This window comes from Clavibacter capsici, assembly GCF_001280205.1.
GTDB lineage: Bacteria > Actinomycetota > Actinomycetes > Actinomycetales > Microbacteriaceae > Clavibacter > Clavibacter capsici.
This window is the reverse complement of sequence record NZ_CP012573.1, coordinates 2630595-2655622: the sequence shown is the minus strand read 5'-3', so window position 1 is coordinate 2655622 and position 25028 is coordinate 2630595. Positions and strand designations below refer to the sequence as shown.

General features: G+C 72.6%; 20 protein-coding genes. 13 read left to right on the top strand and 7 right to left on the bottom strand.

Going from position 1 to position 25028, the window contains the following annotated elements; all coding sequences use genetic code 11:
• Nucleotides 1-171: 171 nt before the first annotated feature.
• From AES38_RS12365 to AES38_RS12350, 4 genes are read right to left on the bottom strand one after another with little or no spacing between them, the layout of a single operon-like run.
• Nucleotides 172-930 (bottom strand): ABC transporter ATP-binding protein, encoded by a 759-nt coding sequence (locus AES38_RS12365; protein ID WP_053775231.1) that lies wholly within the window; start codon nt 928-930, stop codon nt 172-174.
• Complete coding sequence (locus AES38_RS12360; protein WP_053775230.1) at nt 927-1850, bottom strand: ABC transporter ATP-binding protein; 924 nt, start codon at nt 1848-1850, stop codon at nt 927-929. The genes AES38_RS12365 and AES38_RS12360 overlap by 4 nt, the downstream gene beginning before the upstream one ends.
• Nucleotides 1843-2814: a branched-chain amino acid ABC transporter permease gene (locus tag AES38_RS12355; RefSeq protein ID WP_053775229.1), complete on the bottom strand. Its 972-nt coding sequence runs from the start codon at nt 2812-2814 to the stop codon at nt 1843-1845. Before AES38_RS12355 ends, AES38_RS12360 begins: the two co-directional genes overlap by 8 nt.
• A gap of 6 nt (nt 2815-2820) precedes the next feature.
• Nucleotides 2821-4248 carry a branched-chain amino acid ABC transporter permease gene (locus tag AES38_RS12350; RefSeq protein ID WP_053775228.1) on the bottom strand — a complete coding sequence of 476 codons (1428 nt, stop codon included), beginning with the start codon at nt 4246-4248 and terminating at the stop codon, nt 2821-2823.
• Between the two features lie 278 nt (nt 4249-4526).
• On the opposite strand from AES38_RS12350, the gene guaB reads away from it, so the two are divergent.
• The 8 genes from guaB to guaA all read left to right on the top strand — a co-directional run bounded on the left by guaB (nt 4527) and on the right by guaA (nt 13666).
• On the top strand, nt 4527-6029 hold the full coding sequence (gene guaB, locus AES38_RS12345; RefSeq protein WP_053775227.1) for an IMP dehydrogenase: 1503 nt from the start codon (nt 4527-4529) through the stop codon (nt 6027-6029).
• Between the two features lie 165 nt (nt 6030-6194).
• Nucleotides 6195-7292, top strand: coding sequence for a hypothetical protein (locus AES38_RS12340; RefSeq protein WP_053775809.1), 1098 nt, complete (start codon nt 6195-6197; stop codon nt 7290-7292).
• Entirely contained in the window at nt 7285-8403 is a 1119-nt protein-coding gene (locus AES38_RS12335; protein WP_053775808.1) for a GuaB3 family IMP dehydrogenase-related protein, read from the top strand. Before AES38_RS12340 ends, AES38_RS12335 begins: the two co-directional genes overlap by 8 nt.
• Before the next feature lie 87 nt (nt 8404-8490).
• Nucleotides 8491-9024, top strand: a complete 534-nt coding sequence (locus tag AES38_RS12330) for a cation:proton antiporter regulatory subunit (RefSeq protein WP_043668926.1) — start codon at nt 8491-8493, stop codon at nt 9022-9024.
• A 3-nt stretch (nt 9025-9027) separates the two neighbouring features.
• Complete coding sequence (locus AES38_RS12325) at nt 9028-10551, top strand: cation:proton antiporter (protein WP_053775226.1); 1524 nt, start codon at nt 9028-9030, stop codon at nt 10549-10551.
• Complete coding sequence (locus AES38_RS12320; RefSeq protein WP_053775225.1) at nt 10551-11546, top strand: SURF1 family cytochrome oxidase biogenesis protein; 996 nt, start codon at nt 10551-10553, stop codon at nt 11544-11546. The genes AES38_RS12325 and AES38_RS12320 overlap by 1 nt, the downstream gene beginning before the upstream one ends.
• Nucleotides 11547-11555: 9 nt before the next feature.
• Nucleotides 11556-12089, top strand: a complete 534-nt coding sequence (locus AES38_RS12315; protein WP_053775224.1) for a DUF3817 domain-containing protein — start codon at nt 11556-11558, stop codon at nt 12087-12089.
• The gene (gene guaA, locus AES38_RS12310; RefSeq protein WP_043668935.1) at nt 12086-13666 is read left to right on the top strand and encodes a glutamine-hydrolyzing GMP synthase; all 1581 of its coding nucleotides are present in this window, start codon (nt 12086-12088) and stop codon (nt 13664-13666) included. The genes AES38_RS12315 and guaA overlap by 4 nt, the downstream gene beginning before the upstream one ends.
• A 101-nt stretch (nt 13667-13767) precedes the next feature.
• On the opposite strand, the gene AES38_RS12305 is transcribed toward guaA, so the two are convergent.
• Complete coding sequence (locus AES38_RS12305; protein WP_053775223.1) at nt 13768-14571, bottom strand: Bax inhibitor-1/YccA family protein; 804 nt, start codon at nt 14569-14571, stop codon at nt 13768-13770.
• Between the two features lie 131 nt (nt 14572-14702).
• On the opposite strand from AES38_RS12305, the gene AES38_RS12300 reads away from it, so the two are divergent.
• Nucleotides 14703-15761: a glycerophosphodiester phosphodiesterase family protein gene (locus tag AES38_RS12300; protein WP_081001898.1), complete on the top strand. Its 1059-nt coding sequence runs from the start codon at nt 14703-14705 to the stop codon at nt 15759-15761.
• Between the two features lie 163 nt (nt 15762-15924).
• On the top strand, nt 15925-18375 hold the full coding sequence (locus AES38_RS12295) for an ATP-dependent helicase (protein ID WP_053775222.1): 2451 nt from the start codon (nt 15925-15927) through the stop codon (nt 18373-18375).
• On the opposite strand, the gene AES38_RS12290 is transcribed toward AES38_RS12295, so the two are convergent.
• Entirely contained in the window at nt 18347-20341 is a 1995-nt protein-coding gene (locus AES38_RS12290; protein WP_053775221.1) for a hypothetical protein, read from the bottom strand. The genes AES38_RS12295 and AES38_RS12290 overlap by 29 nt on opposite strands.
• Before the next feature lie 101 nt (nt 20342-20442).
• On the bottom strand, nt 20443-21243 hold the full coding sequence (locus AES38_RS12285; RefSeq protein WP_244629174.1) for an oxygenase MpaB family protein: 801 nt from the start codon (nt 21241-21243) through the stop codon (nt 20443-20445).
• A 270-nt stretch (nt 21244-21513) separates the two neighbouring features.
• On the opposite strand from AES38_RS12285, the gene sucC reads away from it, so the two are divergent.
• From sucC to AES38_RS12270, 3 genes are all read left to right on the top strand, one after another.
• On the top strand, nt 21514-22677 hold the full coding sequence (gene sucC / locus AES38_RS12280; RefSeq protein ID WP_053775806.1) for an ADP-forming succinate--CoA ligase subunit beta: 1164 nt from the start codon (nt 21514-21516) through the stop codon (nt 22675-22677).
• A 25-nt stretch (nt 22678-22702) separates the two neighbouring features.
• Nucleotides 22703-23590 (top strand): succinate--CoA ligase subunit alpha, encoded by an 888-nt coding sequence (gene sucD, locus AES38_RS12275; RefSeq protein WP_053775219.1) that lies wholly within the window; start codon nt 22703-22705, stop codon nt 23588-23590.
• Nucleotides 23591-23746: 156 nt separating this feature from the next.
• On the top strand, nt 23747-25027 hold the full coding sequence (locus AES38_RS12270; RefSeq protein ID WP_053775218.1) for a cell division protein PerM: 1281 nt from the start codon (nt 23747-23749) through the stop codon (nt 25025-25027).
• Nucleotide 25028 lies beyond the last annotated feature (1 nt).

The following is a 25028-nucleotide window of genomic DNA, read 5'->3' as shown; positions in this document are numbered from 1 at the left end:
CACGCCCGAGGGCCCGGTCCGCATGGACCGGGCCCTCCGGCGTCCCCGGGCGGATCCGGATGCGCGGCACCCGTCATGCCGCAGGGGCGGCACGGCACGACGCCCGCCCCCGCACACGACGACGCGGCACCCCCGGAGGGATGCCGCGTCGTGGCGTGCGAGGAGCGGGGATCAGGGCTGGGGCGCCGCCTTGGCCTTCTCCTGGTCGGCCGCGAGCGTGCCGAGGTACAGCTCGATGACCTTCGGGTCGTTCATGAGCTCGCGCCCGCGGCCCTCGTACGCGTCCTTGCCCTGGTCGAGCACGTAGCCGCGGTCGCAGATCTGCAGCGCGCGGCGGGCGTTCTGCTCCACGATCATCACGGAGACGCCGGCGCGGTTGATCTGCGCGACGTTGATGAACGTCTCGTCCTGGCGGACGGGGGAGAGGCCCGCCGACGGCTCGTCGAGGAGCAGCACCGTGGGATCCATCATGAGCGCCCGGGACATGGCGACCATCTGCCGCTCGCCGCCGGAGAGGGATCCAGCGCGCTGCTTGAGCCGCTTGCCGAGCTCCGGGAACAGGTCGGTGACGAACGCCAGCCGCTCCTTGTACATCTTGGGCTTCTGGTACACGCCCATCTGGAGGTTCTCGTCGATGGTGAGCGTGGGGAACACGTTGTTGTTCTGCGGCACCATGCCCACGCCGCGCGAGACGAGCTTGTCGGCCTTGAGCCCGGTGATGTCCTGGCCGTTCAGCTCGATGCTGCCGCCGCGCACGTTCACCTGCCCGAAGATCGCCTTCAGCAGCGTGGACTTGCCCGCGCCGTTCGGACCGATGATGCCGACGAGCTCGCCCCTGTCGACGTGCACGTTGCACCCGTTGAGGATGTTGACGCCCGGCAGGTAGCCCGCGTGGAGGTCGGTGGTCTGGAGGACCCGCTCTGTCGTCACTTCTCTGCCGCTTCCTTCTCGATCTCGTCCTTGACGAGGTCGGACTCCATGTCCTTCGCCACCTCGCGCTGGCCCGTGAGGGTGCCGAGGTCGGTGTCGTGGTGGGCGCCGAGGTAGGCGTCGATGACGGCCGGGTCGCTCATCACGGTCGAGGGCGGGCCCTCGGCGACGATGCGGCCCTCGGCCATCACGACCACCCAGTCGGCGATCTCGTTGACCATGTGCATGTCGTGCTCGACGAACAGCACCGTCATGCCCTCGGTCTTGAGGTCGAGGATGTGGTGCAGCAGCGACTGCGTGAGCGCCGGGTTGACGCCGGCCATGGGCTCGTCGAGCATGACGAGCTCCGGGCGGGTCATGAGGGCACGCGCCATCTCGAGGAGCTTGCGCTGGCCGCCCGAGAGGCTGGCCGCGTAGTCGTCCTCCTTGGCGTCGAGCTTGAACTTCGTCAGGAGCCCGCGGGCGCGCTCCGTGATCTCGTCCTCCTTCCTGCGCCACAGCGGGCGGACGAGCGCCGAGAAGAAGTTCTCGCCGCCCTGGCCCGTGGCGCCGAGGCGCATGTTCTCCAGCACCGTCATGCCGCCGAGGGCCTTGGTGAGCTGGAAGGTGCGGACCATGCCGAGGCGGGCGACGCGGAAGGCGCTCATCCCGGCCAGGTTCCGGCCCGAGAACTCCCACTTGCCGGTGTTCGGCTTGTCGAAGCCGGTCAGCAGGTTGAAGAACGTCGTCTTGCCGGCGCCGTTCGGGCCGATGAGCGCGGTGATGGAGCCGCGCGGGATCTCGAGGTGGTCGACGTCGACCGCCTTCAGGCCGCCGAACTGCCGGCTGACGCCGTGCGCGACGATGATCGGGTCCTTCTTGGCGCAGCCCGGACCGGCGTCGCCGTCGAGGATGGCCGAGACCGGGGTCTTGTCAGGCAAAGTGCGTCTCCTTCTTCTTCCCGAAGATGCCCTGTGGTCGGAAGATCACGAGCAGCATGAGCGCGACGCCCACGATGATGAAGCGGATGGGGCCCTGCTGGGTGCTCGAGATGGGCAGCCAGTCGTTCGACACCGCGAGGCTGAGCAGGCCGTCCGAGAGCGACAGCGTGACCCAGAAGATGATCGAGCCGATGACCGGCCCGAAGATGGTGGCCGCACCGCCCAGCAGCATGATCGTGTAGAGGAAGAACGTGAGCTGCGTGCCGTAGTTGTCGGGCTGCAGCGACCTCGGGAGGATGAAGACCACGCCCGCGAGCCCGCCGAACACGCCGCCCAGCACGAGCGCCTGCATCTTGTAGGAGTACACGTTCTTGCCGAGCGCGCGGACCGCGTCCTCGTCCTCGCGCACGCCCTTCAGCACGCGGCCCCAGGGGCTGCGCATGAGGAGGAAGACGAGGAGGCACGCGATGCCGACGAGGCCCCAGCCGACGATGCGGATCCACCACTGGTCGGCGGAGTACGTGAGCACTCCGGCGCCGAAGCGCCCCTCGGGCAGCGGGTTCAGCTCGTTGAAGCCGACGGCCGCGCCGTTGATGCCCTCGGAGCCGCCCGTGACGTCGGAGAACTCGGGTGTCTTGACGCTCAGCCGGATGATCTCGGCCGCCGCGATCGTGACGATGCTCAGGTAGTCCGCCCTGAGCCGCAGCGTCGGGATGCCGAGGATGAGCGCGAACACGGTGGACGCGACGATCGCCGCGAGGAGGGACGCCCAGACGGGCCACTCGTACATGACCGCCGTGATGGCGAACGCGTATCCGCCGATGGCCATGAAGCCGGCCTGGCCGAAGTTCAGCAGGCCCGTGAAGCCGAAGTGGATGACGAGGCCGACGGTCGCGAGCGCGTACGCCGCGGTGGTGGGCGAGAAGATCTCGCCGATCGCCAGGAAGATGAAGTTGGTGTTCATGCGCGGCTAACCGATCCGATCTTTCCGACCCAGGATGCCCTGGGGCCTGACGAGCAGGATGACGATCATGACCACGAGAGCGGCCACGTACTTCATGTTCTCGGGCAGGACCATGGTGCTGACGTTGATGAAGACGCCGATCACGATCGAGCCGATGAGCGCGCCGAACGCCGTGCCGAGTCCGCCGAGCACGACGGCCGAGAAGACGAGCAGCAGGATGGACGCGCCCGTGTCCCAGCGCAGCGACTGGTAGTAGGCGATGAAGACGCCGGAGAGCGCGGCCAGGGCGGCGCCGCCGACCCAGACCACGCGGATCACGCCCTCCACGTCGATGCCGGACGCGGCCGCGAGCGAGCGGTTGTCCGAGACCGCGCGGGTGGCCTTGCCGATCTTCGTGTAGAGCAGCACGTACGCGACGGCCAGCAGCAGCACGATCGAGACGACCGCGCCCGCGACGTCGGTGAACTTGAGGCTCACCGGGCCGACGACGAGGAACGGCGCCGGGCTGTTGGGGAGCGTCAGGCGGTCGGCGCCGAAGATGAACTGGAAGAGGTAGCGCAGCGCGAGCGACAGGCCGATCGTGACGATCATGAGCGGCACCAGGCCGAGGCTGCGCTTGCGGAGCGGCTTCCAGATCGCCGCGTCCTGCACGAACCCGAAGGCCCCGCCGAGGACCACCGTGATGGCGATGGCCAGCACCGGGTTGAGGCCCAGCACGTTGCTGAAGAGGTAGGCCATGAGCGCGCCGAAGGTGACGAGCTCGCCGTGGGCGAAGTTGTTGAGGCCCGTGGTGCCGTAGATGAGGGAGAGGCCGATGGCCGCGAGGGCGAGGAGCAGGCCGAAGATGAGGCCCGTCACCACCTTGGGCCAGAAGATCTTCCAGAAGTTGTTCTGGGTCACGGGCTCGGCGGTGGCGGTGACGGTGCCCGTCTCGGTGTCGGGCGCCGCCGTCTCGCCTCCCGTGGAGGTGGAGGTGCCGGCCCCGGTGCTCGCGCTGGGCGCGGGGCTCGCGCCGCCGGATCCGGCCGCCGCACCGTCGGGGGAGAGGAAGAAGAACGCGGGGACGTTCTTGTTGCCCGCGGCCACGTCGATCTCGCGGGGGCTGGATCCCGCGCGGGGGACGCCGGCGCCCTCGGGGACGGTCGACGTGTCCACCTCGACCGTGAACGAGCCCGGCGCGCTCAGGCCGACCTCGGCCTTGCCGTCGGGACCCGTCGTGCCGGTGGTCTCCACGCCGCCGCCCGAGACCTTCACGGTCACGCCGGCGACGCCGGTCTTGTCGGCGTCCGCCCGGACCCACACGAGCAGCGACTGCTCGGCGGACGCCGGGTCGACCGCCTGCGGCGCCGCGCGTGGATCCGCGTGGGCGCCCGACGGGGCCGAGAGGAGAAGTGCGGTGCAGGCGAAGGCCACCGCGAGAATCAGGGCCCACATGCGCTGTGCGCGTGCTCCGGCCGAACCAGTGGCTATCACTAGACCTCCATAGGGGGAGCCGGCGGATGGTGGGTTCCGCGCAGGCGCCGCGACTACCGTCAGGACGACGTTGGTTGACAGTACGTGCTGATTATGTCCTGGATGTTTCGGGCGCGTACGGCGTGGAGGCGTGATATCCCGGGAATGCCGGCTGGCGCGTCCCGTTAACATTGGGACACCGGTTGCCGACGCGGTCCCCCGGCCATCCCATCCGCCTCTCCCGTCCCCCTGGAGGAACATTGGACCAGTCCGACCCGTTCGGCGTCATCGGCCTCACCTACGACGACGTCATGCTCCTCCCGGGGCACACCGACGTCATCCCGAGCGAGGCCGACACCACGTCCCGCCTCACGCGCAACATCAGCGTCGCCGCGCCCCTCCTCTCCTCCGCGATGGACACCGTCACCGAGGCGCGCATGGCCATCGCCATGGCGCGGCAGGGCGGGCTCGGCGTCATCCACCGCAACCTCTCCATCGCGGACCAGGCCGCCTTCGTCGACAAGGTGAAGCGCAGCGAGTCCGGCATGATCACGAACCCGGTCACCACGCGCCCCGACGCGACGGTCGCCGAGGTGGACGCGCTGTGCGGCCAGTTCCGCGTCTCCGGCCTCCCGGTCGTCGAGGCGGACGGCACGCTCGTCGGCATCATCACGAACCGCGACATGCGCTTCGTCTCGCCCGTGCAGGCGGCGACCGCGCTCGTCCGCGACGTCATGACCCGCACCCCGCTCATCACCGGACGCGTCGGCATCGACCCGGACCACGCCATCGCGATCTTCGCGGAGCACAAGATCGAGAAGCTGCCGCTCGTGGACGACGACGGCAAGCTGCGCGGCCTCATCACCGTCAAGGACTTCGACAAGTCCGAGCAGTACCCGGACGCGACGAAGGACGCCGAGGGGCGCCTGCGCGTCGGCGCGGCCATCGGCTTCTTCGGCGACGCCTGGGAGCGGGCGCTCGCGCTCGTCGAGGCGGGCGTGGACGTGCTCGTGGTCGACACCGCCAACGGCGACAGCAAGGGCGTGCTCGACATCATCCGTCGGCTGAAGACCGACCCGGCCACCTCGCACGTCGACGTCATCGGCGGCAACGTCGCGACCCGCTCGGGCGCGCAGGCGCTCATCGACGCCGGCGCGGACGCGATCAAGGTCGGCGTCGGCCCCGGGTCGATCTGCACCACGCGCGTCGTCGCGGGCGTCGGCGTGCCGCAGGTCACCGCCGTCTACGAGGCGTCGCTCGCGGCGCGGGCGGCCGGCATCCCCGTCATCGCGGACGGCGGCCTCCAGTACTCGGGCGACATCGCGAAGGCGCTCGTCGCCGGCGCCGACACCGTCATGCTCGGCAGCCTCCTCGCCGGCTGCGACGAGAGCCCCGGCGACCTCATGTTCGTGGGCGGCAAGCAGTTCAAGAGCTACCGCGGGATGGGATCGCTCGGCGCCCTGCAGACGCGCGGCACGAAGACCTCGTACTCGAAGGACCGCTACTACCAGGCCGACGTGCCGAGCGACGACAAGCTCATCCCCGAGGGCATCGAGGGCCAGGTGCCCTACCGCGGATCCCTCGCCAACGTCGTGTACCAGCTCACGGGCGGCCTCCGGCAGTCGATGTTCTACGTCGGCGCGCGCACGGTCGGCGAGCTGAAGGACCGCGGGCGCTTCGTGCGCATCACGGCGGCCGGGCTCAAGGAGTCGCACCCGCACGACGTGCAGATGGTGGTCGAGGCGCCCAACTACCGGCGCTGATGCGGTGAGCCGCGCGCGATGCGCGGTGAGGACGAGGGGCCGGTGCGGATCGCACCGGCCCCTCGCGCGTCGGGGCGCTCCCTCACAGGGCATGCGGATCCGCCCGTGTCCGGCGATCGGCGGCGCGGGGCCGGCCCGGAGGGGCGCCGCCGCGACACTGCCCGCATGCCGTCGCCCCTGCCGCCCGTCCCCCGTCCGCTCCTCGCCTGCGGCCCCTCTCCCGACGCGGTCCTGATCCTCTCGGGGGCGGCGGCCGGGCGGGGGCGGGGATCCGGCGAGGAGGAGCGCGCGGACGCGGCATCCGTCGCACGGGCCGAGGCGCGCGGGGAGCTCGTGCGGCTGCGCGCCGGCGTGCACGTGCGGCGGGCCGAGTGGGAGGCGGTGTCGGCGCGTGGACGGCACCTCCTGCGGATCCGCGCGCTCGCCCGGGTGTCGCCAGGTCCGCTCGTGCTGGGCGGGGCGTCGGCGGCGGCCGTGCACGCGCTGCCGCGCCTCGCGCCGTGGCCCGCGCTCGTGACGCTCCTCGACGTGCCGGGGATCCCGCCCGGTCGTCCGGCCGGCACGCGCATCGTCCGCGATCCCGCGCACGGGCGGTCCCGCCTCGTGGCGGCGGCGGACGGCGTGCGGGTGCCGGGGATCGCGGCGGCGGCGCTCGCCGCCTCGCACGAGGCGGCGATGACGGCGGTGCGGGATGCCGCGCCGCGGGGCCCGGGGTGGTTCGCGCACGGCCTGGTCGCGCTCGACGACGCGCTCGCGCCGGGGCGGTCGTCCCCCGTCACCCGCGCGGACCTCGAGGGGGAGAGGGAGCTGCGCGGCCCCGGCCCGTGGAGCCGCCGCGCGGCGCTCCTCGTGGCGGCGGCCGACGGCGCCGCGGCGTCCCCGGTGGAGTCGATCGCCCGGGGCGTCGCGCACGAGGCGGGGCTCGCGCCGCCCGGCGTGGGCGTCGCCGTCGGCGGTCACGGGCGGCTCGCGCTGGCGTGGGCGCGCGAGCGGGTGGGGCTGCGGATCGTCGGGTCGGCGCCGGGGGACCGGGGCACGCTGGATGTCGATGCCCGCGCGGCGGATCCGCGGGAGGTCGACCGCTGGCGCGTCGTGGTGGCGGGGGAGCGGGACGTCCTCGGCGCCGGGCGGCTGCGGGCGCTCCTCCTGCACGCGGGGCTCGAGCCCGAGCGGCGCGCGGCCCCCGGGGCGGTGGGGGCGGGCGCGGATCCCGCCGGCGGCCGGTCGCGCAGGAGCCCGCCGCTAGGCTGTGCGGGTGAGTGATGTAGAGATCGGCCGCGCCAAGCGGGCCCGCCGTGTGTACGCGTTCGACGACATCGCCATCGTCCCGTCGAGGCGCACGCGCGACCCGCAGGACGTCTCGGTCTCGTGGTCGATCGACGCGTACCAGTTCGAGATCCCGTTCCTCGCGGCGCCCATGGACTCCGTGGTCTCCCCGGCCACGGCCATCGCGATGGGCCGCTTCGGCGGCGTCGGCGTGCTCGACCTCGAGGGCCTCTGGACCCGGTACGAGAACCCCGAGCGCCTGCTCGAGGAGATCCGCTCGCTGCCGCCCGAGTCGGCGACCGCGCGCATGCAGCAGATCTACGCCGAGCCGATCAAGCCGGAGCTCATCACCGCGCGCATCGCCGAGATCCGCGCGGCGGGCGTCGTCGTCGCGGCCGCCCTCTCGCCGCAGCGCACCGCCGACCACTACGAGACCGTGGTCGCGGCCGGTGTCGACCTCTTCGTCATCCGCGGCACCACCGTCTCCGCCGAGCACGTCTCCAAGGGCGCGGCGCCCCTCAACCTCAAGAAGTTCATCTACGAGCTCGACGTGCCCGTCATCGTCGGCGGCGCGGCCACCTACACGGCGGCCCTGCACCTCATGCGCACGGGCGCGGCCGGCGTGCTCGTCGGGTTCGGCGGGGGAGCGGCGTCCACGACCCGCTCGGCCCTCGGGATCCACGCGCCCATGGCAACGGCCCTCTCCGACGTCGCCGGCGCCCGCCGCGACTACATGGACGAGTCCGGCGGCCGCTACGTGCACGTCATCGCCGACGGCGGCCTCGGCAGCTCGGGCGACATCGTCAAGGCCATCGCGGTCGGCGCCGACGCGGTCATGCTCGGCTCCACGCTCGCGCGCGCCACGGACGCGCCCGGCCAGGGCTACCACTGGGGCGCCGAGGCGCACCACCCCGAGCTGCCGCGCGGCCACCGCGTGCGGGTCGACCAGGTGGCGCCGCTCGAGCAGATCCTCTACGGCCCGTCCACCACGGCCGACGGCAGCGCCAACCTGGTCGGCGCCCTGCGTCGGGCCATGGCCACCACCGGCTACTCCGACCTGAAGGAGTTCCAGCGCGTCGAGGTCGTCGTCGCGCCGTACGGCAAGTAGTCCGCCCGGCCGCCCGGCCCCGGCGCGGTCCGGGAACATGCGGGGAGCGGCCCGCGTTGTGAACCAGAGGAAGAGGGAGGTGCGCGCATGGCGGAGGTCCGACGCGTCAAGCTGCCGGGTGTCGGCGTGCTGCACACCTTCATCACCGACGACGGGGGCAAGGTCGGCGTCATCGCCCACCGCTCCGGCCACAGCGACCTGATCACCTTCTCCGAGGAGCAGGACGGGCCCGACACGCAGAAGGTCTCCCTCCGCCTCAGCGAGGACGAGGCGCACACGCTCGCGGAGCTGCTCGGCGGCACGCGCATCACGGAGTCGCTCGACAAGCTCGACCAGATCCCCGGGCTCAGCATCGACTGGTTCACGGTCGACTACGACGACCACATCGCCGGCCAGGCGCTCGGCAACCTCGCGTCCCGCGGCGTCGTCGGCCTCACGGTCGTCGCGGTCGTCCGCGGCGAGTCCGCGAACCCGGCGCCCTCCGACGACTTCACCGTCTACCCGGGCGACACGCTCGTGGTCGCGGGCTCGCCCGAGAAGGTCGCCAAGGCCTTCGCGTTCTACCGGACGGGCGAGTTCCCGCACCGCCCCGCATCCGGCTCCGCGCCGGACGGAGGGTAGCGGGTGCACCACGGCCACGACCTCATCGTCCTCGGCCTGCTGTTCGTCCTCGCCTACGCGTTCGGCCAGCTCGGCAAGCGCATCGGCCTGCCCGCGATCCCCATCTACATGCTCGTCGGGCTCCTCGCGAGCCCGAACGTCGACTGGTTCCCGCTCGACTTCGCCTCGGGTGACATCGAGCTCATCGCCGTCTTCGGCCTGATCCTCCTGCTCTTCAACCTCGGCCTCGAGTTCGACCAGGACGAGTTCTTCGGCAACGCCGGCAAGCTCATCGTCTCGGGCGGCTCCTACGTCCTCATCAACATGGGCGTCGGGTTCGCGTTCGGCTTCGCCCTCGGCTGGGGCACGCGCGAGGCGCTCGTCATCGCCGGGATGACGGCGACCTCCTCGAGCGCCATCGTCACGAAGCTCCTCATCGAGCTGAACCGGCTGGCGAACGACGAGACGCCCATGATCCTCGGCGTCACCGTGGTCGAGGACATCTTCATCGCCGTCTACCTCGCCATCGTGTCGGTCGTGCTGAGCGGCGAGACCGAGCCGTGGGCGGTCGTCGGGCAGCTCGCGATCTCGTTCGCCTTCCTCATCGTGATGTTCACGGTGGCCCGGAAGGGCGGCGCCTTCCTGTCGCGCTTCCTGCGCACGCGCGACGTCGAGCTGTTCACGGTCCTGTTCTTCGGCCTCGCGATCCTCTTCGGCGGCATCGGCGAGGTCCTCGGCGTCACCGACGCGATCGGCGCGTTCCTCATCGGCCTGCTGCTCGGCGCCACGCGCGTGCGCAACCGCATCGAGCAGATCGCGATCCCGCTCCGCGACGTCTTCGGCGCGTTCTTCTTCCTCAACTTCGGGCTCGCGCTCGACCCGCGCGAGTTCCCGACCGTCGTGATCCCGGTGCTCGTGGCCGTCGTCATGACCTTCACGCTCAACCTCATCGCCGGTCAGTTCGTCGCGTGGCTCAACGGGCACGGCGCGCAGGCGGGGATCAACACGGCCTTCATCCTGCAGAACCGGGGCGAGTTCGCGCTCATCCTCGCGACGCTGTCCCTGTCGGCGGGGCTCGACGAGCGGATCCAGCCGTTCGCCGGCCTCTACGTGCTCGTGATGGCGATCATGGGGCCGCTGCTCGCGGCCAACTCGGTGCGCATCGGCACGGCGGTGCTGCCCACGCGGTACCGCTCCGCGACGAGGCGCGCGGCGGAGAAGGCGGCGCGCGACGCTGAGCGGGCCGGGGCGCTGGCGCTGTTCGAGGCGGCGGAGCGCGGCGACCAGGCGGTCGTCGCCGCCTACGACGACGGCCTCGCGGTCGCCGGATCCCGGCAGGGAACCGCCGCCCGCGGCACGACTCCGGGCACGGGTCCCGAGGCCGAGACCACGGGCGCCGCCGTCCGGGCCGACGCGGCCGCGGGTGGCCCCGCCGACGGCGGCGACGCGCATCCCGCCCCCGACCGGCGCCGCGCCGAGCAGGCCGGCCAGCAGTCCGACCACGACACCTGGACACCGCCCACCCGCGAACGGGAACCCGACTACTGATGACGCACGCACCCGACCACCGCACCGACGCCGACGCCGACGCGCGCCCCGGATCCAGGCCCGCCGGCGCGGATCCGGCCGCGCCCGACGCCCCCGGCCCCACCATCGGCCAGGTCGCCCGCCGTCCGCGCTCGATCGCCCTGCTCGCGCTCGCCCTCGTCATCGCCGCGGGCTTCGCGGCGCTCGGCCAGTGGCAGCTGGCGCGCGCGGTCGAGTCGGGCGTCGTCATCGAGCGGGACACCGAGACGGCGCTGCCGCTCGGCACGCTCGCCGAGCCGCAGGGCTACGTGACGGATCGGTCGGCGGGCCACATGGTCACCGTCACCGGGTCCATGGTCCCCGGCGACTTCCTCGTCGTCTCCGACCGCGTGAACGACGGCCGCACCGGCGCGTGGGTGGTGGGGCACCTGTCGATCACGGACGACGGGTCCGCCGCGGATCCCTCGCCCGACGAGGTCCCCGCCAGCGTCCCGGTCGCGCTCGGCTGGGCCGCGACCGACGACGAGGCGGCCGCGGTCGCGGCGTCGCTGGACGCGGACGGCGGATCCGCCGCGGGAGTCCAGGACATCGTCGGCCGCTTCCTCCCGAGCGAGCAGCCCGAGCCCTCCGGCGAAGGCCAGGACCCCCAGCGCATGACCCGGCTCAGCACGGCGGCGCTCGTCAACCTCTGGACGGGCGACGTCGGCGACGTCTACAACGGCTTCGTCGTCGCGTCCACGCCCGTCCCCGGCCTCGCGGCCATCGACTCGCCCCCACCGAGCGAGGCCGTGCAGCTCAACTGGCTCAACATCTTCTACGCGGCCGAGTGGGCGGTCTTCGCGATCTTCGCGATCGTGATCTGGTACCGCACCGTCCGCGACACCTGGACCCGCGAGCAGCCCGGCTACCGCGAGGACGACGACGACGAGGACGACGACGACCCGCTCCCCGAGGGCGCCCGCGACGACGCCTCCGGCGCTCCCCGCCGCGGGAGCCGCGCAGACGCCGACCGGTAGGATCCACCCATGGCCTACGGACTCAAGCGCTCCGACGTCCCGCAGATCCGGAGGGTCCTCGGCTTCTACCGCGTCATGGCGTTCATCACCGGCGCGTTCCTCCTCCTGCTCGTGGTGGAGATGGGCTTCAAGTACCTGCCGGGCTTCCAGTTCGTCGACGGGTCCCTGCAGTACCTCGCGGGCGCCGGCTACGAGCTCGAGCTGAACGGCCCCTCGGGCTTCCTGGCGCTGTCGCCGGCCGACACCCTCACGGGCACGAACCTCAGCCTCATCATCCAGATCGTCCACGGCAACATCTACGTGGTCTACCTCATCAGCGACTTCCTGCTCTGGCAGAAGATGCGCTGGTCGTTCACGCGCTTCATCCTCATCGCGGCGGGCGGCGTCGTGCCGTTCCTCTCCTTCGTCGTGGAGTCGCGCATCGCCCGCCAGGTGCGGGAGGTCATCGCGAAGCTCGAGGCGCCGCGGCGCGCGAGCTCGCCCGGCGACGACCAGGATCCCCGACCCATCGACCCGACCACCACCACGGAGGCCACCACTTGAGCGTCGACAACCCCACGAACCAGCGCCCCGTCCTCGTCGTCGACTTCGGCGCCCAGTACGCGCAGCTGATCGCCCGCCGCGTCCGCGAGGCCAACGTCTACTCGGAGATCGTGCCGTCCACGATCACGGCCGAGGAGATCCGCGCAAAGGACCCGTCCGGCATCGTCCTGAGCGGCGGCCCGTCCAGCGTCTACGAGGAGGGCTCGCCCGGCCTCGACGAGGGGATCCTCGACCTCGGCGTCCCCGTGCTCGGCATCTGCTACGGCTTCCAGGTCATGGCCCGCGCGCTCGGCGGCGAGGTCGCGCACACGGGAGCGCGCGAGTACGGATCCACCGCGGTCACGCTCACGCCCGGCAGCACGCTGCTCGACGGTCAGCCCGACGACCAGACCGTGTGGATGAGCCACGGCGACTCCGTGTCGAAGGCGCCCGAGGGCTTCGAGGTGCTCGCGTCCAGCGCGTCCACGCCCGTCGCCGCGTTCGCGAGCGACGAGCGTCGTCTCTACGGCGTGCAGTGGCACCCCGAGGTCAAGCACTCCGCGCACGGCCAGGCCGTCCTCGAGAACTTCCTGCACCGCGCGGCCGGCATCCCCGGCGACTGGAACAGCGGCAACGTCATCGCCGAGCAGGTCGAGCGGATCCGCGCCCAGGTCGGCGACGCGAAGGTCATCTGCGGCCTGTCCGGCGGCGTCGACTCCGCGGTCGCCGCGGCGCTCGTGCACCGCGCGGTCGGCGACCAGCTCACCTGCGTCTTCGTCGACCACGGGCTCCTCCGGCACGACGAGCGCCGTCAGGTGGAGGAGGACTACGTGGCCGCCACGGGTGTCCGGCTCGTCACGGTCGACGCGGCCGAGCAGTTCCTCGACGGGCTCGCGGGCGTCACGGATCCCGAGGCCAAGCGCAAGATCATCGGCCGCGAGTTCATCCGGTCGTTCGAGGGCGCCGCGGAGGCGCTCGTGCTCGAGGCGAAGGCCGACGGCGAGCCGATCCGCTTCCTCGTGCAGGGCACGCTCTACCCGGACGTGGTGGAGTCGGGCGGCGGCACGGGCACCGCGAACATCAAGAGCCACCACAACGTGGGCGGCCTCCCGGAGGACCTCAAGTTCGAGCTCGTCGAGCCGCTCCGCACCCTGTTCAAGGACGAGGTGCGCGCCATCGGCCGCGAGCTCGGCCTCCCCGAGGTCATCGTGGGGCGCCAGCCGTTCCCCGGCCCCGGCCTCGGGATCCGCATCGTCGGCGAGGTCACGGCCGAGCGCCTCGAGCTGCTCCGCAAGGCCGACGCCATCGCGCGCGCCGAGCTCACCGCCGCGGGCCTCGACCAGGAGATCTGGCAGTGCCCCGTCGTGCTCCTCGCGGACGTCCGCTCGGTCGGCGTGCAGGGCGACGGCCGCACCTACGGCCACCCCATCGTGCTGCGCCCCGTCTCCAGCGAGGACGCGATGACCGCCGACTGGACCCGCCTCCCGTACGACGTGCTCGCGCGCATCTCCAACCGCATCACGAACGAGGTCGACGGCGTGAACCGCGTCGTGCTCGACGTGACGTCGAAGCCGCCGGGCACCATCGAGTGGGAGTGATCCTCCCGCGCACGCCGTGAACGACGAAGGCCGCTCCCCGAGGGGAGCGGCCTTCGTCGTGCTGCCGGTCCGCGGTGCTGTGCCAGGGACCGGCGGTGGCGCTAGTTGTTCCCGCGCAGGATCGCGAAGATGCGGAGCAGCTCGACGTACAGCCACACGATCGTGACCACGAGGCCGAACGCCGCGGTCCAGCCGTAGCGGCGCGGGGCGCCCGAGCGGACGCCGCGCTGGATGAAGTCGAAGTCGAGGACCAGCGAGTAGGCGCCGAGCACGACGGCGAGGAGACCGAACACCACGCCGAGCGGGATGCCGAAGATCTCGATGCCCCTCACACCCCAGGGGCTCTGGATGGCGCCGAAGGCGATGAGGGCGAAGTTCACGAGCGAGAACGCCGCGTAGGAGATGATCGCGATCATGAAGATCTTGGTCGCCTTGGCGGAGGCCCGGATCTTGCCGCTGCGGAACAGGATCAGCACGGTGGCGAAGACCGCGGCCGTGCCGAGCAGCGCCTGCGTGGCGACGCCGGGGGCGATGCCCTCGAAGACGCGCGAGATGCCGCCCACCAGCAGCCCCTCGAACGCCGCGTACGCGACGATCAGCGGGACGGACGGCTCCTTTTTGAAGGAGTTGACGAGGCCGAGCACGAGGCCGCCGATGGCGCCGAGCATGGCGAGGGGGAGCGCGAGGGGACCTGACAGCCACGCGACCGCGCCGAGCACGACGACGATGGCGAGCAGGCTGACCGTCTTGACGGTCGTGTCCTCGAAGGTCATGCGGTCGGTCTCGGAGGCGGTGGCCGACGGGCGGTTGTACAGCTCGTCGAGGCTCTCCGGGGTCACATCCCTCGTGGGCGTCGCACCTCGGCCGTTGAAGACCGGGTTGTTGGAGAACGTGGGGTTGGCCATGATCCTTCTACTCTCGATGGTGGATGAACGTGATCGTCGTCAATTTAGCTGGCCAGTCTGGGAGACCACTCGCGTGAGCCGTGCATTTCCCCAGATGAGTACGCGCACGCCGTCCACCCGGCGCCTGTAGCGTGCGCCGCGTGGATCACGCCCCTCGCCCTCGTCCCCTCGTCATCGCCCATCGCGGAGCCAGCGGCTACCGCCCCGAGCACTCCGCCGCCGCCGTCCGGCTCGGCTTCGCCCAGGGCGCCGACGCCGTCGAGCCCGACCTCGTCGCCTCCTCGGACGGCGTGCTCGTCATCCGGCACGAGAACGAGCTGTCGGGCACGACCGACGTCGCGGACCGACCCGAGTTCGCCGACCGGCGCGCCACCCGCCTCGTCGACGGCATCGAGCGCACCGGCTGGTTCACGGAGGACATGACGTGGGCCGAGATCCGCACGCTGCGGTGCCGCGAGCGCATCCCCGCGATCCGGCCGGAGAGCGCCGCGCACGACGACGAGGAGACGGTGCTCTCGCTGCCGGACCTGCTCCGCATCATCGACCAGGAGTCCGCCCGGCACGGCCGCCCGCTCGGCATGGTCGCGGAGATCAAGCACGCCACGCACTTCGCCGCGCTCGGCATGCCCCTCGACGAGCTGCTCGCCCGCGACCTGCGCGAGCGCGGATGGGCGTCGGACGCGTCCCGCCTCACGATCGAGTCCTTCGAGCGCGACGTGCTCCTGCGGGTGCGCGCGCACGGCGTCGAGGCGCGGCTGGTGTACCTCCTCGAGGGGCGCGGGGCCGCGGTGGACGAGCTCGCCCGGCACGGCTCCTCCGCCGTCACGTTCGACGAGCAGCTGACCGACGCGGGGCTGGCGGCGCTCGCCGCGGAGGTCGACGGCATCAGCGTGGGCCTCGAGCGCATCTGCCCCGCAGCGGGCTTCGGCGCCGACGCCGAGGCAGCCCCCGTGTCCGACCTCGTCGCGCGCGCCCACGAGGCCGGCCTCTCCGTCTTCACGTGGACGCTGCGCCCCGAGAACGCGTTCCTGCCCCGGCCCCTCCGCAGCTCCGGAGCGAAGACGGCCCACGGCGACTTCCGCGCGCACTGGCGCCGGTTCCTCGACGCGGGCGTCGACGGCGTCTTCGCCGACCAGCCGGATCTCGCGGTGGCGCTCGTGGGGGAGCGGGCGGAGGTGTCGGGGAGCTGACGCCCCGGCAGGAGGTGGTCCGCGGCAGGCGGTAGGCGGCAGGTGCGCTGGGGCAGGCGGTAGGCGGTCCACGGCCTGCGCCTGACCGGACCCCGGCTCGGGCAGTCCCGTCCCGTCCCGTCCCGTCCCGTCCCGTCCCGCAGCGCCTAGGATCGATGCCGACATGAGTGCCGACCCCGCCGCCGTTCCCCCCTCCAGCACGCCGATCATCCTCGACGGGCACGGGGGCTCCGGGGGAGGGACCGGGACCCCGGCGGATCCGCTGCTCGAGGGCCTCAACCCGGAGCAGCGCGAGGCCGTCGTCTACCGCGGGCCCGCCCTCCTCATCGTCGCCGGCGCCGGGTCCGGCAAGACGCGCGTGCTCACCCACCGCATCGCGAGCCTCATCGAGTCCCGGGAGGCATGGCCGAGCCAGATCCTCGCCATCACCTTCACGAACAAGGCCGCGGCGGAGATGCGGGAGCGCGTCGAGTCCCTCCTCGGGCAGGCATCCGAGGGCATGTGGATCTCGACCTTCCACTCCGCGTGCGTGCGCATCCTGCGCCGCGAGGCCGAGGCATTCGGCTTCACGCAGAACTTCACCATCTACGACTCGGCCGACAGCCGCGTGCTCATCAAGCGGATCATCAAGCAGCTCGACGCCGACACGCTCGGCTTCACGGTCTCCTCCGTCTCCGGCCGCATCTCCAAGCTCAAGAACGAGCTCTCCGACGCGGACACGTTCGCGCGCACGGCCAACTTCAACGACCCCGCCGAGGCGATGTTCGTGGAGATATTCCGGCAGTACACCCGGTCGCTCGCGGCGGCGAACGCGTTCGACTTCGACGACCTCATCGGCCAGACCGTCTTCCTCTTCCGCGCGTTCCCGAAGGTGGCGGCGCTCTACCAGCGGCGCTTCCGCCACGTGCTCGTGGACGAGTACCAGGACACCAACCACGCGCAGTACTCGCTCATCCGCGAGCTGACCCGTGCGGTCGCCCCGGACGACGTGCCCGTCGACACGCGCATGTCCACGAACGGCATGGGCGGTATCGACGGCGCCTCGCTCACGGTGGTCGGCGACAGCGACCAGTCGATCTACGCCTTCCGGGGCGCCGACATCCGCAACATCACCGAGTTCGAGCGCGACTTCCCGCAGTCGAAGGTCGTGCTCCTCGAGCAGAACTACCGGTCGACGCAGAACATCCTCACCGCCGCCAACGCCGTGATCTCGAACAACTTCGACCGCAAGGACAAGAAGCTGTGGACCTCGATCGGGGACGGCGACAAGATCGTCGGCTTCACGGGGTACTCGGGTCACGACGAGGCGCAGTTCGTGGCCGACGAGATCCAGAAGCTGCACGAGGAGGGCACCGCCTACTCCGAGATCGCCGTCTTCTACCGCACGAACGCGCAGACGCGCGCGCTCGAGGAGATCCTCATCCGCTCGGCCGTGCCGTACCGGATCATGGGCGGCACCAAGTTCTACGAGCGGGCTGAGATCAAGGACGCGATGGCGTACCTGATCGCCGTGGCGAACCCCGCCGACGTGCTCGCGCTCCGCCGCATCCTCAACACCCCGAAGCGCGGCATCGGCCCGGCCACGGAGACGGCCCTGGCGAACTTCGCCGAGGCGCATGGCGTCACCTTCCGCGAGGCCATGCGCCGCGCATCGGAGCTCGGGCTCGGGCCCAAGGTGACCCAGGCGATCCTCACGCTGTCCCGCATGCTCGACGAGGTGGCGCTGCTGCTCGACCCCGACCGGCCGGAGGGGCGCACCTCCGTGGGCGACCTCGTGACCACGCTGCTGGAGAGGAGCGGCCTCGTCCAGGCGCTGCGGGCGAGCAAGGACGCGCAGGACGAGGCACGCGCGGAGAACGTCGAGGAGCTCGTCGCCGTGACGAAGGAGTTCTCGCGGAACAACCCCGAGGGTCAGCTGGTCGACTTCCTCACCGAGGTGTCCCTCGTCGCCGCAGCGGACGAGCTCGACGACTCGAGCGGCACGGTCTCCTTGATGACGCTGCACACGGCGAAGGGGCTCGAGTACGACTCGGTGTTCCTCACGGGAGTGGAGGAGGACCTCCTCCCGCACCGCATGTCCGCCAACGAGCCGGGCGGCCCGGCCGAGGAGCGCCGGCTGTTCTACGTCGGGATCACTCGCGCACGACGGCGCCTCTTCATCTCCCTCGCGATGACGCGTGCGCAGTTCGGCGAGGTGAACGTGGCCATGCCCAGCCGGTACCTGCAGGAGATCCCCGCCGAGCTCATCGACTGGAAGCAGTCGCCCGGCATGGCGACCTCCCGCGGAGGCACTCAACCGCGCGCCCTCAACGCTCGGCGGGAAGGCGGCGGATACGGCGGCCGGTCGCGATCCACGAGCGGATTCGAGGACCCGGCACTGCCGCCGCCCCCGCGTCCGAAGACCCAGTGGGCCAACACGGTCACCGGGCAGGTACGCGACAACGGCGACCTGGAGCTCGCGTTCGGCGATCGGATCCGCCACACCGACTTCGGCGACGGCCGCGTCACCGCCGTCACGGGTGAGGGGCGGAAGCGCATCGCCGAGGTGCAGTTCGACGGACCGGCGGGCAGGAAGCGACTGCTCATCAAGATCGCGCCCATCGAGAAGCTCTAGCGGTCGTCCGGGAACGTCGACGGCCGGCGCGGCGTGCTCCGATGCCGAGCGATCCGATGGCGCCCAGCGCGGTGCCCGCCCCGGCCAGCTGCGCGGCACCGAGCCGAGCGGACGCGCCCACGATGCCCGGTGCGTCGATGCCGGGCGCCCCTCCCGTCATCGCGAGCTGAGGTCGGCCGCCGGTCGACGGCGGCGCCTCGACCGGGGGCGGTCCCGCGTGGAAGGTCTCGGATGCGTGCGCCGCGTGATCCGCGAACGGGGCGATGGCGGCGCCGTCGGCGTCACCGGCGGGTCGGCCGGAGCTGTCGAGCACCGCCACGTACCACCCGGGCGCGACGACGCGCATGCAGGGGGTCGTCACGTCGCCGTCGTCCGCGACCATGACGTCGGACGCCGGGCCCTCGCCGGCGTCTGCGGCCACGGCCATGGCCTCCCCCTCGGCGGGTGCGGCGGCGAAGGGGCCCGCGAGCCGCACGCGGACGGGGACGGGACCCGTGCCCACGAAGCTGCCCACGTGCAGGGTGTCGGTCTCGCAGTCGCCCGCGGTGATCTCCCGCGCCCCGATGCTCGTCGTGATGGCAGGCGGGTGCGGCACCTGCGTCGTCTCGGTCGCCGCGCCGAAGGTGGACCGCCACGGCAGCACGCGGTCCCGGCCGTCCGCCACGGCGGTGTCCGACGGCGAGATGGACTCGACCCAGGTGTAGAAGCCCCCTGCGGGCAGGCGGCAGGCGGGCGTCGTGTAGTCGCCGGGCCCGTGGTCGACGCGCGTGGTCACCTCGCAGACCTGCGGCGCGTCGACGGGCACCTCGTCGCGCTCGGGTCCGACCTGCTCGGGGAACGGGCCGAGGAGTCGGCTGCGGACGGTGACCGGCACCGGCAGGAGGGTCCCGTCCGCGTGCCGCAGGAGCCCCCATCCGTCGGAGGTGGCCGGTCGACCGCCGGACGCCGGAGCGGCCGGATCCGCCGACACCTCGAGGGAGTCCGAGAGCTCGTCGCCCGCCGCGGCGACCGAGCTCGAGGTGCGCGTGACCACCCGGGGCGCGAAGGGGAGCGGGCTCGGAGCGCGGGCATCGGCGTGCGCCTCGGCGTGCGCGTCGGCAGGGCGGGCCAGGATCATGCCCTGCGAGGCGCCGCCGTCCCCGACGACGTCGAGCGCGTCGCCGTAGGGCAGGTCGCGGAAGGCGGCGCTCGCCGTCACGTGCAGCGCGGCGGTCGCTCCCGTCGCCGTGATGGGCGTCGCGACGCCGTCCGGGACCTGCGCGCTCGTGCCCCCGCCGTCGAACACGGCGCCCTCGAGCGTGACGGTGCCCGTGCGGGACCCGGCGGGGACGTCCGCGGGACCGGTGGCGAGGAAGTCCGCCCGGAGGTCGACGCGCACGGTGCCGTGGCCGTCGTCCCCGAGCGCGACGGACACGGCGGCGGCGACGGCGCGCGAGGCGCCGGACGCCGATCCGGCCTCCGCGAGCATGTCGCGGGCGCGCGACTCGACGACGCCGGCCCGGTCACCCGCGCGTGCCGCGTACCAGGCGAGGTCGTGGCCCCCGAGGCCCGTGATCCTCCACGTGGCGAGCTGACCGGCGGCCGCCGTGTCGGGATCCGCGGAACCCGCCCACGTCCTCGAGATGTACGCGAGCCGAGCGCGGTCGTCGGGGGAGCGGCCGGCGTCGTCCACCGGCGCGTACTCGTGGCCGGGCGGCGCGGCGAGCCCGACGTCGATGCAGAAGCCGAGCCGCCCGTCGTCCATGCGGTAGGAGCCGAGCCAGCGGCCGTCAGGTCCCGACGCGTAGCCGACGCCGGGGGAGACGGCGCTGAGCGCCTGCGCCGGAGGGACGGCGCTCGCCGCGAGGCCGGTGGCGAGGCCGATGCCGACGAGCGCCGAGACGAGGCGTCCGGCGCGGGGCCGGCGGCGGGGTCGTCCGTCGCATCGTGGGGGAGGGGTGGTCGGGTGGGAGGCGGTCCGTGTCATGGCCGCACCATCCGCCGCCGACGGGCGGCGGGCGCGCGCGGGCCGGCGACACGGGGACGGACGGCGGGATCCGGCCCCTGTGCAGGAGTGCCGCTGCGCCCCTACCCGGCGTCGCGGCGCAGGTACCGTCGGGTGACGACCGCCCGCGGCGCGTCGCGGACCACCTGCGGCAGCACCCGGTTCACCGCGAGCATCGCGCGCAGAACCCTGTCGAAGCGGCGCTGCAGCCGGGCGTCCCAGTGCATGCCGAATCCCGCCCGGAGCCGCGGCGGCAGGAGCCCGGCCGTCACGAGCGCGACGACCCCCGTCACCGGGAGCAGGGGACGCGGCCAGGCGCCGCCGCCCAGCAGGGCCCGCGCCACGCGTCGGGCGTCGGCGGTCGGCTCGAGCGCGGCGATCCGCTCGTCCCAGTAGGCGCGGAAGGCAGCGCGATCCGCGGGCCACCGCGCCTCCGGCACCTGCAGCGCCGTCCCGAGCACCGCGTACCCCCGGTAGATGCGGTCGGCGGCCTCCTCCGGGAGCGGGCCGTAGGCGAGCTCGGCCATCCGGATCGCGCTGTCGTAGATGGTCGCCGCCACCCAGAGCTGCAGGTCGACGTCGTAGGCGGAGTAGGCGGGTGCGGATCCGTCGGCCGCAGGCACCCGGGCCCGAACGGGGGCATGCGCGCGCCCCACGATCCGCCGCGCTCGCGCGACGTCCGCGGGTGAGCCGAAGACCACCGCGTAGATGTAGCCGAGCGTGCCCTCCAGGCGGTCGAGGGGGCGCGACGCGAAGTCGCTGTGCTCGGCGACGCCCCGGGCGACGGACGGGTCGGCGATCTGCAGCAGGATCGCGCGGCCGCCCGCGGCCAGGAGGATCGCCTCGCCCGCGATGTCGCGGATGCTCGCGTCGCGCCGCGTCACGGGATGCGTCCTCGGCCTCATCCGCCCAGTCTCCCTCCCCAGGGCGGGCCGTCGCCCGGGAGCGCACGGCCGCGGCATGCCCGGGCCGCCCGACGCGCGACCCGATAGGCTCTCCACGGTCGTCGACGCGGCGGGCCGGACCACCCCGGTGGCGCGGTGCGGGCGTCGACCAGCCGCTACACACCGGGTGCCGCCACCAGACGGTCGCGGCACCGCAGCCTCGAACGACGCACGTAACCGCCTGGCGCGGGTGCGGATGGGATGACACGCGTGGATCTTTTCGAATACCAGGCCAGGGACCTCTTCGAGTCCTACGGCGTCCCGGTCCTCCCGGGGATCGTCGCCGACACCGCCGAGGAGGTGCGCGCCGCGGCCGAGAAGCTGGGCGGCACCGTGGTCGTGAAGGCGCAGGTGAAGACCGGCGGCCGCGGCAAGGCCGGCGGCGTCAAGGTCGCCCAGAGCGCCGACGCGGCGTACGAGGCGGCGCAGTCCATCCTCGGGCTCGACATCAAGGGCCACACCGTGCACCGCGTGATGGTCGCGGCCGGCGCGCGCATCAAGCAGGAGTTCTACTTCTCCATCCTGCTCGACCGCGCCGAGCGCTCCTACCTCTCGCTCACGAGCTACGAGGGCGGCATGGAGATCGAGGAGCTCGCCGTCACGCGACCCGAGGCCCTCGCCCGCATCGAGATCGACCCGGTCACCGGCATCGACGCCGCCAAGGCCGAGGAGATCGCGCGCGCCGCGTCGTTCCCCGAGGAGCTCATCGCCAAGGTCGCGCCCGTCTTCGAGCGCCTCTGGTGGGTCTACCGCGACGAGGACGCGACGCTCGTCGAGGTCAACCCGCTGGTGCTCACCGAGTCGGGCGACGTCATCGCGCTCGACGGCAAGGTCACGCTCGACGAGAACGCCGGCTTCCGCCACGAGGCCCACGCGGCCCTGGAGGACGCGGCCGCCGCCGACCCGCTCGAGGCCAAGGCCAAGGAGTCGGACCTCAACTACGTGAAGCTCGACGGCCAGGTCGGCATCATCGGCAACGGCGCGGGCCTCGTCATGTCCACGCTCGACGTCGTCAGCTACGCGGGTGAGAAGCACGGCGGCGTGCGCCCCGCGAACTTCCTCGACATCGGCGGCGGAGCGTCGGCCGAGGTCATGGCCGCGGGTCTCGACGTCATCCTCGGCGACGAGCAGGTCACGAGCGTCTTCGTCAACGTCTTCGGCGGCATCACATCGTGCGACGCCGTCGCCAACGGCATCGTCGGCGCGCTCGACAAGCTGGGCGACGCCGCCACCAAGCCGCTCGTCGTCCGCCTCGACGGCAACAACGTCGAGGAGGGGCGACGCATCCTCGAGGAGCGCGCGCACCCCCTCGTCACCGTCGTCGGCACCATGGACGAGGCCGCCGACAAGGCCGCCGAGCTGGCCGCCGCCTAACTCCCGAGAGAACAGGAACAGGTACATGTCGATTCTTCTCGACGAGAACAGCAGGATCATCGTCCAGGGCCTCACGGGCTCCGAGGGCACCAAGCACGCGGGCCGCATGCTCGCGTCCGGCAGCAAGGTCGTCGGCGGCGTCAACCCGCGCAAGGCCGGCAGCTCGGTCACCATCGAGGGCGTCGAGCTCCCGATCTTCGGATCGGTCGCCGAGGCCATGGCCGAGACGGGCGCCGACGTGTCGGTCATCTTCGTCCCGCCGGCCTTCGCCAAGAGCGCGGTGGTGGAGGCGATCGACGCGGCCATCCCGCTGGCGGTCGTCATCACCGAGGGCATCCCCGTCAAGGACTCCGCGGAGTTCTGGTCGCACGCCAAGAGCACGGGCGGCAGGACCCGCATCGTCGGCCCGAACTGCCCCGGCATCATCAGCCCCGGCAAGTCGAACGCCGGCATCATCCCCGCCACCATCACCGAGGCCGGCCCCATCGGACTCGTGTCGAAGTCGGGCACGCTCACGTACCAGATGATGTTCGAGCTGCGCGACCTCGGCATCTCGACCGCCATCGGCATCGGCGGCGACCCGATCATCGGCACCACGCACATCGACGCCCTCGAGGCGTTCGAGGCGGACCCCGAGACGCGTGCCATCGTCATGATCGGCGAGATCGGCGGCGACGCAGAGGAGCGCGCGGCCGAGTACATCAAGGCGCACGTCACGAAGCCGGTCGTCGCGTACGTCGCGGGCTTCACCGCCCCCGAGGGCAAGACCATGGGTCATGCCGGCGCCATCGTATCCGGCGGCAGCGGCACGGCTCAGGGCAAGAAGGAGGCCCTCGAGGCCTCCGGCGTCAAGGTCGGCAAGACGCCGACCGAGACGGCCAACCTCCTCCGCGAGGTCTTCGCCGCACTGTAGCGCCGACGCCCACCCAGCGCACAGACGGCCCGCATCCTCCATGGATGCGGGCCGTCGTCGTGCCCGCCCCTCCCCAGGCGGATCCCGCGCCCGATGCCCCGGCGCGCCCACGGCGGGACGGATCGCGGAGGGCCCGGCCGGTAGGGTCGTCGAGGCATGAACCGACACGCAACCGCCCTGTTCGCGGCACTCGAGGCGCTCCTGGTGGTGGGGGTCGGCGTCGCCCTGCCCCTCGTGCCGCTCACCGCGCTGTGGGCGGGCCAGTACGACCTGCAGATCGACTGGGGCGTCTTCGCGCGCACGGCCGTCGACCTGTGGCTGCTCGGGCACGGGGTGCCGCTCACGGCCTCGCTGGATCCCGCGCTCGCGGCCGCCCTCGGGCTCCCCGCCGTGGACGCCCCGTTCGCGTTGTCCCTCGCCCCGCTCGGCTTCGCCCTCCTCACGCTCCTCCTCGGGATCCGCGCCGGCCGCCGCATCGTGGAGACCGACCACCCGGGCATCGGAGCCGTCGCCGCGATCGGCACGACCGCCGTCCTGTCCCTCGGCCTCGCGCTGGCCGCGCAGCACGAGGGCGTCGCACCGGCCGTCGTGCGCGGGGCGACCCTCCCGACGCTGGTCCTCGCGCTCGGCCTCCTCGTCGGCGGCATCGCACGCGTCGACCGAGCCCGCGCCGGCCGCTGGTGGTCGTCCCTCTCATCCGGCCGCGCCGCGGGATCCGTCCGCTCGGTCCGTGACGCGCTCGACCGTCTCCCGCAGGGCGCCCTCTCGGTGGCGGCGACCGCCGTCCGCGGGGGCGCGGCTGCCGCGTTCGCCGTCGTCGCGATCTCCGCGGTCGTGGTCGCGGTCCTCCTCGGCCTGCAGTACGCCACCGTCATCACGCTCTACGAGACCCTGCAGACCGGCATCGTCGGCGGCGTCGCGCTCACGCTCGGACAGCTCGCGCTCCTGCCGAACCTGGTCGTCTGGACGGCGTCGTGGCTCATCGGCCCGGGCTTCGCGCTCGGCACCGGCTCGTCCGTCTCGCCGCTCGGCACCTCCGTCGGCCCGCTCCCGTCGCTCCCCGTCCTGGGCGTCCTGCCGCAGGGCGCCCTCGACCTCGGCTTCCTCGGGATCCTCGTGCCGGTGGTCGTCTCCTTCGTCGCGGCGGTCGCGCTCTCCCCGCGGGTGTCGCGCATCCCGGAGCCCGAGGCCCGGCGCTGGCCGTGGTTCCTGGTGGCCGGTCTCGGCATGGGCGCCGTCGCGGCCGTCGTCCTCGCCCTGCTCGCGGTGCTCTCCGGCGGCGCCGCGGGCCCGGGCCGCCTGGCCGACGTGGGTCCCGCAGCCGGCTGGATCCTCCTGGCCGCGTTCCTCGAGGTCGGCGTCGCCTCCGTCGCCGGCATGTTCGTGTCCGGCCTCATGGCCCCGCTGGTCCGGCGCAGCCCCGAGAGACGCGGATAGG

Bases quoted from the DNA above. Each gene is read 5' to 3' on its own strand.
- AES38_RS12355 (WP_053775229.1), bottom strand. From the start codon at position 2,814: ATGAACACCAACTTCATCTTCCTGGCGATCGGCGAGATCTTCTCGCCC.
- AES38_RS12350 (WP_053775228.1), bottom strand. From the start codon at position 4,248: ATGTGGGCCCTGATTCTCGCGGTGGCCTTCGCCTGCACCGCACTTCTC.
- AES38_RS12340 (WP_053775809.1), top strand. From the start codon at position 6,195: ATGCCGTCGCCCCTGCCGCCCGTCCCCCGTCCGCTCCTCGCCTGCGGC.
- AES38_RS12330 (WP_043668926.1), top strand. From the start codon at position 8,491: ATGGCGGAGGTCCGACGCGTCAAGCTGCCGGGTGTCGGCGTGCTGCAC.
- AES38_RS12320 (WP_053775225.1), top strand. From the start codon at position 10,551: ATGACGCACGCACCCGACCACCGCACCGACGCCGACGCCGACGCGCGC.
- AES38_RS12315 (WP_053775224.1), top strand. From the start codon at position 11,556: ATGGCCTACGGACTCAAGCGCTCCGACGTCCCGCAGATCCGGAGGGTC.
- AES38_RS12305 (WP_053775223.1), bottom strand. From the start codon at position 14,571: ATGGCCAACCCCACGTTCTCCAACAACCCGGTCTTCAACGGCCGAGGT.
- AES38_RS12295 (WP_053775222.1), top strand. From the start codon at position 15,925: ATGAGTGCCGACCCCGCCGCCGTTCCCCCCTCCAGCACGCCGATCATC.
- AES38_RS12290 (WP_053775221.1), bottom strand. From the start codon at position 20,341: ATGACACGGACCGCCTCCCACCCGACCACCCCTCCCCCACGATGCGAC.
- sucD (WP_053775219.1), top strand. From the start codon at position 22,703: ATGTCGATTCTTCTCGACGAGAACAGCAGGATCATCGTCCAGGGCCTC.
- AES38_RS12270 (WP_053775218.1), top strand. From the start codon at position 23,747: ATGAACCGACACGCAACCGCCCTGTTCGCGGCACTCGAGGCGCTCCTG.